This window comes from Devosia lucknowensis (assembly GCF_900177655.1).
In the GTDB taxonomy this organism is placed as follows: Bacteria; Pseudomonadota; Alphaproteobacteria; order Rhizobiales; family Devosiaceae; genus Devosia; species Devosia lucknowensis.
The window spans coordinates 392912-406603 of sequence record NZ_FXWK01000002.1 but is presented as its reverse complement, the minus strand read 5'-3'; the positions used below and the strand labels follow the sequence as shown (position 1 = coordinate 406603).

The following is a 13692-nucleotide window of genomic DNA, read 5'->3' as shown; positions in this document are numbered from 1 at the left end:
CAAACGGCCGCCATATGGCTCCATTAGCTGCGCGCCAGGAGGATGCATGCCGCAAAGATTCGCCATTTACTACGCCCCTGCCGCGACCGATCACCTGTGGGAACGCGCCGCTGTCTGGCTGGGCCGGGATCCTTCGACAGGTCTGCCCTACGACGGCGCCGTGGCAGGCATCGACCGCGCGCGGCTTCTCAACCTCACGCAATCTGCCGGCCGCTATGGTTTCCATGCGACGCTCAAGCCACCGATGGCGCTTGCACCGGGGCAGGACGAGGAAGGCCTGCGCGAGGCGATGCAGCGGGCGGCCGCCGAACTCGAGCCTGTGCCGCTGGGCAAACTGGTGATCGCCGATATCGATGGCTTTCTGGCCCTGGTGCCGGAAAGGGCCGAGAACGCGGCCCTGCAGGACTTCGCCGCCAGCGTTGTGGAAATATTCGAGCCGTTCCGTGCTCCTCTCAGCCCGCGAGACCGGGCGGCCCGTGCCTCGCATGGCCTCACGCCACGTCAGGAGGAACTGCTCGATGCCTACGGCTACCCCTATGTGTTCGACGAATTCCGCTTCCACATGACCCTGACCGATCGGTTGGCCGAGGAGGATCGCTCCGCCCTTTTGCAGGCAGCTCAGACCTGGTTCGCGCCGGTGCTGGAAGAAGAGCTGACACTGGATCGCCTGACGCTCTTTCATGAGAAGGAGAACAAGCTTCCATTCTCGCGGATGGCCGATTTCCCACTCGGGAGAGGCCGCGAATGACCGAAACGGTCTTCACCAATGCGCGGGTCGTTCTGGCAGACGAAGCCTTTCTAGGCAGCGTCGTCGTGCGCGATGGCATGATTTCGCGTGTCGACCGCGGCACCAGCGCGGCTGGCCTTGATCTCGAAGGCGATTATCTTATTCCCGGTCTCGTCGAGCTGCATACCGACCATCTCGAGAACCACTATCGCCCGCGCCCGGGCGTGTTCTGGGATCCGCTGGCGGCCCTGCATGCGCACGACACGCAGATTGCAGGATCAGGCATAACCACGGTCTTCGATGCAGTCCGGATCGGTTCCGATATCGATCTGCCCGACATGCTCACGCATTCCGAACGACTCGTTTCAGCAGTCCGAGCCGGTGCGGAAGGAGGCTGGCTCCGCTCCGAGCATTTCATCCACCTGCGCTGCGAGCTTCCCAGCCACGACGTCGTCGATCATTTCGACGCGCTGGCCGATCATCCGTCGACGCGCCTCGCCTCGGTCATGGATCATACGCCAGGGCAACGTCAGTTTCGCTCGCTGGACGCCTACAAGGTATTTTATGCGCGCCAAATGGGCGGCACCGACGAGACGGTGCAGGCCTATATCGATGCGCGGCAGGCCGAGCATGACCGCTATTCCGCTGCCAACAGGCAGGCGATCGTCACGCGGGCCCGGGACATGCAGATCGCGCTGGCCAGTCACGACGACGCGACGCTCGCCCATGTCGAACAGGCAGAGGCCGATGGGGTCGCCATCGCCGAATTTCCGACCACGCTCGAGGCCGCCTCGGCGGCGCATGCTGCGGGTCTGGCCATCCTCATGGGCGCGCCGAACGTGGTGCGCGGCAAATCGCACTCCGGCAATATATCGGCCACCGATCTGGTTGCCGGTGGACTTCTGGACATTCTGTCATCCGACTATGTGCCGTTCGCGCTGCTCCAGGCCGCCTTCCTTATGCCGACCAGAGTGGCGGGCCTTGACCTCTCGAAGGCGCTTGCTACCGTGACGCTCAATCCGGCGCGTGCAGCAGGCTTCGACGATCGCGGTGAGATCGCCATCGGCAAGCGAGCTGATCTTGTGCGGGTCTCCCTGCGGGGCCAACTTCCTGCGGTATGTGGCGTTTGGCGTGAAGGAAACCGGGTCAGTTGAGTGAACGTCCCCCTGGAGTGCTGGTCCTTGTCGTGGGTCCGTCCGGGGTCGGCAAGGACACATTGATCTCTGGAGCGCGCCAGGCGCTCGATGGCGACAAACGCTTCAGTTTCGTGCGGCGCCTCGTGACGCGCCCAAGCGACATCGACCTCGAGGATCACGTCAGTCTTAACCGCGAGGAGTTCGACCGCTCCGCGCGGGCTGGCCGCTTTGCGCTCACCTGGCAGGCCCATGGGCTCAGCTATGCCCTGCCCATCGGCGTCGATACCGACCTGGCCCTCGGACGCGTGGTGGTCGCCAACATCTCGCGTCATGCGGTGCCAGGCGCCATGGCCAAGTATCCCCTGTGCCGGGTGATTCAGATTTCTGCGGAAATATCCCTCCGGGCCGAACGGCTGGCGCGGCGGGGCCGGGAAAACCGCGATCAGATCGTTGCGCGACTGGCGCGCGAGGGGGCGTCGCTTCCCGCTGACGTGTCACCCGTCGTCATCGACAATTCGAGTTCCGTGGGGATCGGCGTCACCGCGTTCATCATGGCATTGCGCGCCATTGCCGACGATTGAACTTCCGGCCCGCCCCTTGCGTTCTTTCCTGACTATCAAGCGTCAGGAGTTTCAAATTGTCCCGTAACGGCCTTTACGGCGTGATCGCCATCCTGGTTATCGCCCTCGTTGTTTTCGGTATCTACACATACCAGCAGCAACAGGCGCAGCCGTCGCTGGAAGTCCGCGTCAACGAGCAGGGGATTTCGATCGATGGAAACGGCTAACGATATCGGCCCGCGCCGTCAGGCAATCATCACCGCGCTGTCGGCGGAACTGGAACGTCAGGCGCAATCGGGCGCCTCTCGCATCGACGTAGAAGCTCTGGCTGACGCCGTCGAACAGGCGATCGACCCCACGCCGCCCACCGCCGAAGGCAAGCGCCCCTCGGAGCTCAATGCGACCAACGACGATTGAGTGAGCCAAAAGCAGAAGCCGGTGGTCCAGCCACCGGCTTTTTCATGCCGTTTCGCCGCTTTCCACGGCACGACTGACCGCCAGATGCGCGGTTTCGATCGACGGAAAATGATGCCCGTCCATAACGAAGGCCGGCAACTTCACGGCGAGAAACTTGTAGCCGCCATCTGCGGGCACGACGACGCCTTGAGGCTCCCCTGCCACTTCGATGACGATCGGTCTGAGCCTTTCGGCCCTGTTGAGACTATTTTCCTGCATGGGTGGAATCTCCACTTGCGCGTCTATCCGGAGCGGCACCAAAAGGGCCGACGCCAGGTCACGCGGGGTTCTATCGGTTATCTAAGACGAGGGTGTGACAGCTGGTCACATTCGTTTGGATCGACAGGACCCTTGCCAACGTTTGGTGGCACGCTTGCAGGTTACTACGGTCGAACACACGGCATGGATCGTGAAGGTGGTCGATGTCGTCATCGTCAGTCTTCTCCCTTGCGAGTGTTGGACGGTGTAATCTCACGCCATTACGGCGCAGCAATGGCAAGATAGGGGACGCTCTCCGGCTTTTCCAGTGCGTCTTTATGCGTATTGGAGAGAATTCCGAAAAATCTGTATCGGAAATTCTGCGCCGATGAAATTCTGATAAACTCGTTCAGCTTTTCAGGCAAGTGCTTTGTCTTGCGTGCGGGTTCGCAATCTGGTGTTCTGCCGCCAAAGCGTCCCCGCCCCATGCCGGGCGGGTTTGAGGGGAATATCTGTGTCACAGGAAGACGGACCGCCAGCCACGCGCGGCAAACGCGGCGTCAAGCCATCCGGCAAGCCAACGCTGAAGACGATCGCGCAAATGACCGGTCTGGCCGTCACGACCATTTCGCGCGCCTTGAACAACGCTCCCGAGCTTGCCCAGGAAACGCGTGACCGCGTTCAGAAGATCGCCGCCGAAATCGGCTATTTGCCCGACCGAGCCGCCCTTCGTCTCAAGACAGGGCGAACGAACGTGATTGCGCTCATTCTCGAGCCCGACGAACAGATCTACGGGTTCGGCACCAATCTGGTGACCGGGATCACCGAAGCCCTGCGCGACACCAGTTATCACCTGGTCATCACCCCGCTCTTCCGCAACATGCAGCCTATCGTGCCCATTCAGCACATCGTGCGCAATCGCATGGCCGATGGCGTGATCTTTTCCAAGGCCGAGACGTTCGACGAGCGCATTCGCTTCCTCATCGACAATGACTTTCCCTTCGTCAGCCACGGTCGAAGCGGTTGGCCCGAAATCCATCCTTACGTCGATTTTGACAACGAGGCCTATGCGTACGGCGCTACGCTGCGTCTGGCCGCCAAAGGCTGCCGCAAGGTCTCGATCGTGTTGCCAGATAGCGCGCTCACTTATGCCGAACATCTCAAATCGGGCATTGCCCGCGGCGCGCGCGATGCTGGGATCGAATATGAATTCGCGTCCGATGTGAACCTCGGGAGCCCAACGGACTCCATCCGCAACTACGTGATCAAGCGCTCGCGTCGGCCCGATCATCCCGATGGCTACGTCTGCGCCTCGGAAGTGTCGGCCCTGGCCGTGATCGGCGGGCTTTCCGATGCGGGTATGGTCGTGGGCAAGACGGCCCACGTGGTCACAAAGCAGTCTACCTCGATGTTTGCCCAGTTCCAGCCGGGGGCGGAAACGGTGCAGGAAGATTTTGTATCAGCTGGTCGGAATCTGGGCAGCCTGCTGCTCAAGCGCATTTCCGGAGAAACTGAAAATCTGCACCACATGCAGAGCCCGGTCTTCGACTGGAAGGACTAGCCTTCCAGCTCCTCGCGCAGCATTTCGAGTTCCAGCCACTTCTCTTCGGCGGCGGCCTTGCGTGTCGCCGCCGTTTCCAGCGCCTTGGACTTGGCGGCAAATCCGTTTGGATCCCTGTTATAGAGATCGGATGATGCCAGGGCCGCGTTCAGCGCCGTTATTTCGGCATCCAGCGCGTCGATTTCCTTGGGCAGGGTCTCGAGCGCATGTTTCTCCTTGAAGCTGAGTTTGCGCTTGGCCGTCGGGGTCGCTGCAGGGGGTGTGTCGTTTCTGGGCTTGTCAGCCTTCGTGGCCTTCTCCAAGACGCGTGCCGACACACCGGCACCGCGCTGGCTCACCATGTCCGAGTAGCCGCCCGCATATTCCGTCCAGCGTCCCTCCCCTTCCGCCATGATGACGGAGGTGGCGACGCGGTCGAGAAAGTCTCGGTCGTGACTGACGACAACGACCGTGCCGGCATAGTCCGAGACCATTTCTTCGAGCAGGTCGAGCGTTTCGAGGTCGAGGTCGTTCGTCGGTTCGTCCAGCACCAGGAAGTTGGAGGGCAGCGCCAATGCCCGTGCAAGCGCCACGCGGGCGCGCTCGCCGCCCGACAATTTTCCGATGGGCGTGTTGGCCTGTTCGGGGCTGAACAGAAAGTCTTTCATGTAGCCAACGACATGCTTGTTTTCGCCGTTGATCTTGAGCGTGTCGCTGCCCCCGCCGGTCAGAGCGTCCTTGAGACGGGTTTCGGGCTCCAGCCTGGCGCGCCCTTGATCGAGCATCGCCAGTTCAAGGGCGGAACCGAGCTTGATGGTGCCGCTATCGGGCTCCAGCAGACCAGTCAGCATCTTGATCAGAGTGGTCTTGCCAGCGCCATTGGGTCCGACGATGCCCACTCGGTCGCCGCGCAACACGCGCGTCGAAAAGTCCTGCACAACGGTGCGGGTACCGAAGCTCTTGGATATCTGCTCGGCTTCCGCCACCAGTGCCCCAGATGTGCGGCCCTCGGTCACCGCCATTGCCACCGAGCCGGTGACCTTGCGCTGTTCCCGCCGCTCCTGCCGCAGACCGGCGAGCCGTTCGAGGCGACCCACATTGCGCTTGCGGCGCGCGGTCACGCCGTAGCGCAGCCAGTGTTCTTCACGAACGATCTGTCGGTCGAGCTTGTGTCGGTCCTTTTCTTCCTGCTCCAGCACCTCGTCGCGCCAGCCTTCGAAGGCCGCAAAGCCTTTCTCGATGCGCCGGGTCACGCCACGGTCCAGCCAAACAGTGGAGCGGGAAAGGTCGGCGAGGAAACGCCGATCGTGGCTGATCAGCACCATGGCCGAACGCATCTGGCTCAGTTCGTCCTGCAGCCACTCGATGACCGGCAAATCCAGATGGTTGGTTGGTTCGTCGAGCAGAAGAACGTCGGGCTGTGGCGCCAGCACGCGCGCCAGCGCAGCACGACGGCCCTCGCCACCGGACAGGGTGGCCGGGTTTTCGCTGCCGGTCAGCCCCAGCGCGTTGAGCAGATATTGCGCACGAAACGGATCATCGCCTGGTGCCAGGCCAGCTTCGACATAGGCAAGTGTCGTGTTGTAGCCAGTGAGATCGGGCTCCTGAGGAAGGTATCGGATGGTGGCGCTGGGCTCGGCAAATCGTTTGCCCCCGTCGTGCTGCACAAGTCCCGCGGCTATCTTGAGCAGCGTCGACTTGCCCGAGCCGTTCCGTCCCACCAGAGCGATCCGCTGCCCGGGCGACACGATCAGTTCGGCGGCCTCCAGCAACTGCGTGCCGCCAAACGTGAGTTGGATATCCTGGAGCGTGAGGAGGGGAGGCTGGGCCATATGCAAGTCCGGAATGAGCGCCCGCGCTCTAGAGCATAGCGGGGGAACCAGATCAATCTAGGGGAATGGAAAAGGCCGGACAGGACGTTGAGGATCCTGGCCGGCCCGGGGAGACGGTAGCAGCAAGCCTCCGTCAAGTTCTGGCGCTCGGACCCACAGGCCCCAAGGGGTCGCAGCGCCATGCCCCCTATCAATCACGTCCAAACCTGATTGTCAAAGTCATATTTTACTCTGGCAGTCAGATTTTTGGTCAGGCTGCGGAAATCGCAGCGATGCTCTCGTTCACGGCGTCGGCAGTGCTGATCCCGAGGCGTTCACGGATGGAACGCTTCTTATGCGCGAGATCCGCTATGGTGTGACGGCTCAGCACCTCGAAGAACGCGCCCAAGGCCTCCCGCAGCGCACCGTTCAGATCGCATTCGCCAATCAAGGGGCAGTCGGCACCTTCTTCGAAACATTCGGCCAGCGCGAAGTTTTCTTCCGTGAGGCGGATCGTCTCCAGAAGAGTGATTTGGTCGGCTGGCTTGCCCAGCTTAATGCCGCCATGGCGGCCACGCACGGTCTGCAAGAGGCCAGCTTCCACCAGTGGCTTGATCAGCTTGAACAGAAACAGCTCGGAAATTCCGTAAGCGCGAGCAACCTCCGCGACCCGGCTCAGCCCTGGCTCGTTGACGGCGCAGTAGACGAGGGTGCGGATAGCGTAGTTCGATTGGCGGGTCAGTCTCACGGAAAACCTTTCTTCATATCGGCTGCCATCGGGTCGGTGCCGGCAACCCGAATGTCGCTAGCTTATAACCATTCTAAAAAATGTCAAACAATCCTGAAGCTTTCGATCATGTTTTTTGTGATCGGCTGCGGGGCTGGACAGCGTTTTATGTTCTGCCTATGAATTTAATGGGTGGAGGAGGTTAGCCTTGGAACACACCATTACACGGGCAGCACTGAGTGAGCGCGCTGCCGACGCGACCGGATTGTCGCGCTTCGACACCGCCCAGATCAGCGATCGCATGTTCGAATTGATCGGCGATGCCCTCAAGCAGGGCGAAACAGTCAAATTGACCGGCTTTGGAACACTGGAGGTTCGCTCGCGGGCCGAACGCGTAGGACGCAATCCCCGCACGGGCGACGAGCACCGTATCGCGCCGCGCCATACCGTCGTGCTGATTCCCAGCGCACGGCTGCGCGATTCGATGGACCATCGCGCTACCGAAAAGGCCTGATGCGGAAAGTCAGAAGTAGCGCCGGAACAATGTCAGTTCGGCCGCACCCATGACGGGCGCCATCGGCCCGAGTTGACCTGCGAAGATCGGCGGTGTCCAGGGGCGTTTGGGCAGCAAGTCCAGCTCGCTGCGCACCAGATCTACCAGCCTTGCGGTGAAGTCGCCTCCGATGATTGTATCCACGATCACGATGGGCTGCTCGACAACGGTGACCGTGTTGTAGATCACCTGTGCCAGGGCCTGGGCAGAGCGGGTCAGCCAGGCATCCAGTCTGCCCGCGTCGGTCGCTTCGATCAGCGCTTTGTGCGATGTGCCCCCAGTGTCTTCGCCCGCGGCGCCGAGCTCCCAGCGAAGGGCCTCGAGTGAAGCAACGTGGTGCGCCGGCTTCGGACCGGAAGCATCCGTGCTGACCAGGATCGACCCCAACTCACCGGCATTGCCGCTCGGTCCCTCTATCAACACTCCGTCCCCGAGCACGCCTCCTCCGACGAAGTTTGAGACCAGAAGATAAATCATGGTCGGCGGGCGGGGCTTGGAATGGGCGATCAGCTCGGCCCAGCACCCTGAGGTGCCGTCATTGGTCACGGAAACCGAGAGGCCGGTTTTTTCCTGCAATGCCGTCTTGAGATCGATGGCGGACCAAAGATCAACTTGCTCGGTGGGAGCATCGATGCTCCGCAGGTTTGCGCCGAGGCGCGAAGGCTTGGCGATGCCGATGTCGAGAAGGCGCGAACGCTGGTGCGGCGTCAGATCCCGAGTGATGTCGCCGATCAGGTCGACGATGGTCGCGATGATCGTGCGCGCATCGGGATAGTCATAATCGAGATGCCGATGCTCAAGCACGACGGCATGGAGATTGAGCAGGATGATGTCCAGATGCCGCCATCCCAGCTCAATGCCGATGGCATAGCCGCCTTCGGGGTTCAGCCATAGCGGGGTCGCAGGCTGGCCGCGTCGGCCGCGAAGAACCTCGCCCCTGCGGATCAGGTCCTGTTCTTCCAGATCGACCAGAATGGCCGACACGGTCTGCGGGGCTAGCCCCGACAACCGGGAGATTTCGGCGTTCGATGCTCCCGGATTGAAGGCGACCGATGTCAGCACGGCCTTTTCGTTGGTGCGGCGGACATCCTGATGGCTGAGTTTGGCCCGCACGACATCGAAAACGTCGCGCATTGGTCGATCGATCATATCCATCTATGCCAGCGTGCCCCCACTCCAGGTCGGCAAAGACTACACTCGGATGTGTCCGTCAAGTATCTATCAATGCTCGTTTTTCAGCGTAAAAATTAACGGCGCCCGGAGGCGCCGTCGGCTGTCAGCGACCCGCGTCCGTCAATAGCGTGACGGCCTCTTCCGGCAACTCCAGGCGAACGCCACGGGCGAGGCTCTTCACCTGATCCACGGAGGTCGCCGATGCGATCGGGGCGCTGACGCCCGGCTGCGCCACGAGCCAGGCGAGGGCAACTTCCGCGGGCGTGGCTTCAAGGTCTGCAGCGACCTTGTCGAGTGCCGAAAGGATACGCAGCCCCTTGCCGTCCAGATATCGATCGATGCCACCGCCGCGGGGTGACTGGCCGAGGTCGGACTTGCTGCGATACTTGCCGGTCAGAAAGCCGGAGGCGAGGCTGTAGTAAACGATGGCGCCGACCTCGTTCTCGAGCAGGTAGGGTCGCAGGCTGTCGAATTCCTCGCGGTCATAGAGATTGTAGCGCGGCTGCGTGACTTCGTAGCGCTGCAGCGATTTGATGATGGCGGTCTGCTGGGCATCTTCCATCATCTGGGCCGTATAGTTGGAAGCGCCGATCGTGCGGACCTTGCCCGAGCGCATCAGCACGTCATAGGCCTCGAGCGTCTCCTCGTGATCCGCCTCCGCATCCGGCCAGTGGCTGAAATAGAGATCCACATAATCGGTCTGCAGGCGCTGCAGCGACGCCTCGATCCCGGCCTTGATGGCGTCGGGCTTGAGCCCACCCGGCTTCTTGGCCGAATTCACCTTGGTGAAGACGTGCACCTTGTCGCGATTGCCGCGCGCCTTGAGCCATTTGCCAATCATGGTTTCGCTCATGCCGGGCGGGTTGCCGGGCACCCAGTTGGGGTAGCCCTCTGCGGTATCGATGGCAGTGAACCCGGCTTCGACATAGGCATCGAGAATGTCGAACCCCTTTGCCTCATCCACGGTCCACCCGAAGACGTTGCCGCCGAGCACCAAAGGTTCGATTACCAGTTCGCTCCGTCCGAGCGGGCGTCTATTCATCGGGTTTCTCCTTGCTGTGTCGTTGTATCAACGTCTGAAAGCTCATTCTGTTCGGCTGGTGCGACACGGGGTGCGCACCAGTAGAGCGCCTCGTTGATCGCCCTGAACGAACCGCCCAGATCGATGAACGCGAATTCTCCGGTCGGATCGGCGTGATGGCGCAGATAGACGAATGTCCCATGCCTCAGGCCATCGAGCAGCCAGCCATCGGCATCCACCAGACGAGCGTCATAAGGGGCGAGGTCGCTTACCGCCTCGAGCTGCCGCGCCTCGCGATCCAGCGTCATCTCCCACATGCCTTCGGTTCCGCCGGGTCGGCTCGAATGAATGTGGATGCCAATCGAAAAGTCATCTTCGCACCGCACGGCCAGGCAGCTGTAATCTTCGTCGGTCGAGCCGCGCGCGCAACCCATGCTCGCGCGATCGCCCTCACCGGGGAGGGGCGAGTACCCCCATCCGGGTTCGAGCGCGTGGGTCGGCGCCGCTGCCAGCAGGCTCGCTGCGATCAGCGCCTTGGTTGGATGAGATCCCATTTGTTTCCGTAGAGATCGGTGAAGACGGCGACTGATCCGTAGGCCTCGTGGCGGGGCGCTTCGAGAAAGGATACTCCAGCATCGCGGAGGCGTCTGTAGTCTTCCTCGAACCTGTCGGTTTCGAGGAACAGCATGACGCGACCGCCGGTCTGGTTACCGATTGCGGCGCGCTGTTGCTCACCCTCGGCTCTGGCCAGCAACAGGCGTGCGCCGCGATCGCCGGAAGGCCCCACAACCACCCATCGCTTGCCGCCACCCATGTCCCGGTCGTCGATCAGCTCGAAGCCCAGCGTGTCGCCATAGAAGCGGATGGCCGCGTCATAATCGTCCACGACAAGAGCAATGGTAGCAATGGCTTGGCTCATTCTTCCATGCTGGCTGCGGCAAGTGAATCGGTCAAGCGCCTCAAATAACGGGCGAACGGATTGCGAAAATTCCGTCCAATCCTGTGGATTTGCCTTTTGGCCGTCATACGATTGACCAAATGGTCAATGATTCCCGTTGCGCTCCCCCGGATTCTACGCTTTTGTGTCGCCCAAGCCTCCGGCGCCTAGTGTGCTGAGAAGGCGTAAAGTCAAGGAACGGGAGATTTCCAATGCATTCTTCACTGACCCGCATTGCGGCGGTACTTGTTGCCTCCACGATGCTCGCCGGTGTTGCGAACGCCGAGACGATTCGCTGGGCGCGCTCGTCTGACGCGCTGACGCTGGATCCGCATTCGCAGAACCAGGGCAACACGCATACGCTTGCCCACCACATCTATGAAACCCTTGTCGGCCGCGACAATGATGGCACCCTGACCCCGCGTCTGGCCACCGAATGGGCTCTCAAGGATGGCGACGACACCGTCTGGGTGTTCAAGCTGCGCGAAGGCGTCAAGTTCCACGACGGCGCTGACTTCACCGCCGAGGACGTGGTCTATTCCATGACCCGCGCCAAGAGCGAATTCTCCAACATGCGGCAGCTGCATGCCGAAGTGGAATCGGTCACCGCCGTTGACGACTACACCGTCGAATTCCAGATGGCCGGCCCCTCGCTCATCTACCCGAACAACCTGACCAACACCTTCATCATGGACAAAACGTGGTCGGAAGCCAACGACCTCGACGTCGTCCAGGATTTCGCCGCCGGCGCGACCAACTACTCGGTTCTCAACACCAACGGCACCGGTCCCTATACCCTCGTCTCGCGTGAGCCGGACGTGCGCACCGTCCTCGCCTATAACGAAGGCTGGTGGGGCGAGCAGCCCGAAGTCACCGACATCGAATACATCGTCATCGCCGATGCCGGCACGCGCGTCTCGGCGCTGCTTTCGGGCGAAGTGGACATCGTCCAGGACGTCCCGCCGCAGGATATCGAGCGTCTGTCCTCGACCGATGGCTTCAAGGTCGAAACCGGCCCGGAAAACCGCTTCATCTACTTCGGCTATAAGTTCGGCGACGAACCGCTGAAGTCGTCCAACATCACCGACAGCAACCCGTTCAACAATCCGCTCGTGCGCGAAGCCATGGAACTGGTGCTCGATCGTGATGCGATCCAGCGCGTTGTGATGCGCGGCCAGTCCATCCCGACCGGTATCCCGAACCCGCCTTTCGTCAATGGCTGGACCGAAGAACTCGACGCCTATCCGGCAGTCGATGTCGAGCGCGCCAAGGAACTGATGGTCGAAGCCGGTTATCCCGATGGTTTCACGGTCACCCTCGACACGCCGAACAATCGCTACGTCAACGACGAAGCCATCGCGACGGCTTATGTCGGCATGCTCGGCCAGATCGGCATCCAGGTCACCCTGGCCTCCCGTCCGGTCGCCGAACACTCCCCGCTCATCCTGGCCAGCAACACCGATTTCTACCTGCTCGGCTGGGGCGTTCCGACGTTCGACAGCGCCTATGTCTTCAACGACCTGATCCACACCAAGGAAACCGGCGAAGACGCTGAACTGGGCGGCTACAATGTCGGCATGTACACCAATCCCGAACTGGACGAGAAGATCGTCTCGCTCGGCGTGGAAAGCGACGAAGCTGTCCGCAACCAGACCATCGCCGACATCTGGGAAGTGGTGAAGGCCGACCGCGTTCTGCTGCCGATCCACAACCAGGTGCTGGCCTATGCCATGCGCGATGGTGTGACGCTGCCGGTCCAGCCGGAAAACCAGCCGAACATGACCACGGTCACCTTCGAGTAAAGCCCTGCCATCCCGAGCCGCCGCGTGGAGTCCATCCCGCGGCGGTTCCTTTTTTGAGGGGGCTCCATGCTGGCCTTCATTGCCCGACGGCTCCTGCAGTCCGTCCTCGTCATGCTTGTCGTGGCGTTCATTGCTTTCCTGGTATTCCGCTATGTCGGTGACCCGCTGGCCGCCCTTTTGGGACAGGATGCCCGGGCCAGCGACTATGATGCGGCACGTGAGCGCCTTGGCCTCGACCAGCCCTTCTACATCCAGTTCTACTATTTCGTGATCAACGCCCTGCAGGGGCAGTTCGGCATTTCCTACCGCTTGCAACAGCCGGTCACGCAACTGATCCTTGATCGCCTTCCGGCGACGATCGAGCTCGCCTTCGCCTCGGCCACGATTGCCCTGGTCTTTGGCATAATGCTGGGCATCTATACAGCGCTTCGGCCGCGCGCCTTCTCAACCGGCGTTGTCATGACCGCCTCGCTGATCGGTGTGTCGCTTCCCACCTTCCTGATCGGTATCGGGCTGATCTACGTCTTTGCCGTCGAACTGAAATGGCTACCCTCCTTCGGGCGTGGCGAAGTCGTGCAGATCGGCTGGTGGAAGACCGGCCTTTTGACCCAGTCGGGTCTGCGCTCTTTGATCCTGCCGGCGATCACACTCTCGCTGTTCCAATTGACGCTGATCATGCGCCTCGTGCGCGCCGAAATGCTCGAAGTCCTGCGCACCGATTACATCCGCTTTGCCAGAGCGCGCGGCCTTTCCAAGCGGGCGATCAATTTCGGCCATGCATTGAAAAACACCATGGTGCCGGTCATCACCATTACCGGTTTGCAACTGGGCTCGGTCATCGCCTTCGCGATCATCACCGAAACCGTGTTCCAGTGGCCAGGTGTTGGCTCGCTCTTCGTCAATTCCGTGGCTGTTGTCGACGTGCCAGTCATGGCCGCCTACCTGGTCTTCGTTGCCCTGGTCTTCGTGGTCATCAACCTCATTGTCGATATCCTCTACTTCATCGTCGATCCGCGCCTGCGCGACGGCGCCAGATCCGGAAAGTAAGACC

The 13692-nt window shown here is 61.4% G+C and carries 16 protein-coding genes; 9 read left to right on the top strand and 7 right to left on the bottom strand.

Features of this window, described 5'->3' with window-relative positions; all coding sequences use genetic code 11:
- Positions 1-46: 46 nt before the first annotated feature.
- The 5 genes from CCK88_RS14285 to CCK88_RS14270 are packed head-to-tail and all read left to right on the top strand — an operon-like array spanning position 47 to position 2840.
- The gene (locus tag CCK88_RS14285; RefSeq protein WP_170926502.1) at positions 47-748 is read left to right on the top strand and encodes a DUF1045 domain-containing protein; all 702 of its coding nucleotides are present in this window, start codon (positions 47-49) and stop codon (positions 746-748) included.
- On the top strand, positions 745-1881 hold the full coding sequence (locus CCK88_RS14280) for an alpha-D-ribose 1-methylphosphonate 5-triphosphate diphosphatase (protein WP_086471258.1): 1137 nt from the start codon (positions 745-747) through the stop codon (positions 1879-1881). Before CCK88_RS14285 ends, CCK88_RS14280 begins: the two co-directional genes overlap by 4 nt.
- A complete protein-coding gene (phnN, locus tag CCK88_RS14275) occupies positions 1878-2444 on the top strand; it encodes a phosphonate metabolism protein/1,5-bisphosphokinase (PRPP-forming) PhnN (RefSeq protein ID WP_086471257.1) in 567 nt (188 codons plus the stop codon). Before CCK88_RS14280 ends, phnN begins: the two co-directional genes overlap by 4 nt.
- 56 nt (positions 2445-2500) lie before the next feature.
- Complete coding sequence (locus CCK88_RS18495; protein ID WP_170926501.1) at positions 2501-2650, top strand: hypothetical protein; 150 nt, start codon at positions 2501-2503, stop codon at positions 2648-2650.
- Positions 2637-2840 (top strand): hypothetical protein, encoded by a 204-nt coding sequence (locus CCK88_RS14270; protein WP_086471256.1) that lies wholly within the window; start codon positions 2637-2639, stop codon positions 2838-2840. The genes CCK88_RS18495 and CCK88_RS14270 overlap by 14 nt, the downstream gene beginning before the upstream one ends.
- Before the next feature lie 42 nt (positions 2841-2882).
- Here the strand turns inward: CCK88_RS14270 and CCK88_RS14265 are convergent, their stop codons facing one another.
- The gene (locus CCK88_RS14265) at positions 2883-3098 is read right to left on the bottom strand and encodes a hypothetical protein (RefSeq protein ID WP_086471255.1); all 216 of its coding nucleotides are present in this window, start codon (positions 3096-3098) and stop codon (positions 2883-2885) included.
- A 493-nt stretch (positions 3099-3591) separates the two neighbouring features.
- Between CCK88_RS14265 and CCK88_RS14260 the strand changes: the two genes are divergently transcribed.
- Positions 3592-4638, top strand: coding sequence for a LacI family transcriptional regulator (locus CCK88_RS14260; protein ID WP_244557547.1), 1047 nt, complete (start codon positions 3592-3594; stop codon positions 4636-4638).
- On the opposite strand, the gene CCK88_RS14255 is transcribed toward CCK88_RS14260, so the two are convergent.
- Together CCK88_RS14255 and rirA are read right to left on the bottom strand one after the other, a co-directional pair.
- Positions 4635-6449, bottom strand: a complete 1815-nt coding sequence (locus CCK88_RS14255; RefSeq protein WP_086471254.1) for an ABC-F family ATP-binding cassette domain-containing protein — start codon at positions 6447-6449, stop codon at positions 4635-4637. The two genes, CCK88_RS14260 and CCK88_RS14255, sit on opposite strands and share 4 nt — an antisense overlap.
- 250 nt (positions 6450-6699) lie before the next feature.
- A complete protein-coding gene (gene rirA / locus CCK88_RS14250) occupies positions 6700-7176 on the bottom strand; it encodes an iron-responsive transcriptional regulator RirA (RefSeq protein WP_086471253.1) in 477 nt (158 codons plus the stop codon).
- 187 nt (positions 7177-7363) lie between these two features.
- Here rirA and CCK88_RS14245 point away from each other — a divergent pair, with 187 nt between their 5' ends.
- Positions 7364-7669 carry an HU family DNA-binding protein gene (locus CCK88_RS14245; protein WP_170926500.1) on the top strand — a complete coding sequence of 102 codons (306 nt, stop codon included), beginning with the start codon at positions 7364-7366 and terminating at the stop codon, positions 7667-7669.
- A 9-nt stretch (positions 7670-7678) separates the two neighbouring features.
- Here CCK88_RS14245 and CCK88_RS14240 read toward each other — a convergent pair whose 3' ends face one another.
- The 4 genes from CCK88_RS14240 to CCK88_RS14225 all read right to left on the bottom strand — a co-directional run bounded on the left by CCK88_RS14240 (position 7679) and on the right by CCK88_RS14225 (position 10821).
- Positions 7679-8842 (bottom strand): ROK family transcriptional regulator, encoded by a 1164-nt coding sequence (locus tag CCK88_RS14240; RefSeq protein WP_170926499.1) that lies wholly within the window; start codon positions 8840-8842, stop codon positions 7679-7681.
- A gap of 142 nt (positions 8843-8984) precedes the next feature.
- Positions 8985-9923 (bottom strand): aldo/keto reductase, encoded by a 939-nt coding sequence (locus tag CCK88_RS14235; protein ID WP_086471251.1) that lies wholly within the window; start codon positions 9921-9923, stop codon positions 8985-8987.
- Positions 9920-10456 (bottom strand): hypothetical protein, encoded by a 537-nt coding sequence (locus CCK88_RS14230; RefSeq protein ID WP_086471250.1) that lies wholly within the window; start codon positions 10454-10456, stop codon positions 9920-9922. The genes CCK88_RS14235 and CCK88_RS14230 overlap by 4 nt, the downstream gene beginning before the upstream one ends.
- On the bottom strand, positions 10429-10821 hold the full coding sequence (locus CCK88_RS14225; RefSeq protein ID WP_086471249.1) for a VOC family protein: 393 nt from the start codon (positions 10819-10821) through the stop codon (positions 10429-10431). Before CCK88_RS14225 ends, CCK88_RS14230 begins: the two co-directional genes overlap by 28 nt.
- Positions 10822-11051: 230 nt before the next feature.
- Between CCK88_RS14225 and CCK88_RS14220 the strand changes: the two genes are divergently transcribed.
- Entirely contained in the window at positions 11052-12641 is a 1590-nt protein-coding gene (locus tag CCK88_RS14220; protein ID WP_086471248.1) for an ABC transporter substrate-binding protein, read from the top strand.
- A 66-nt stretch (positions 12642-12707) separates the two neighbouring features.
- Positions 12708-13688, top strand: a complete 981-nt coding sequence (locus CCK88_RS14215) for an ABC transporter permease (protein WP_086471247.1) — start codon at positions 12708-12710, stop codon at positions 13686-13688.
- Positions 13689-13692 lie beyond the last annotated feature (4 nt).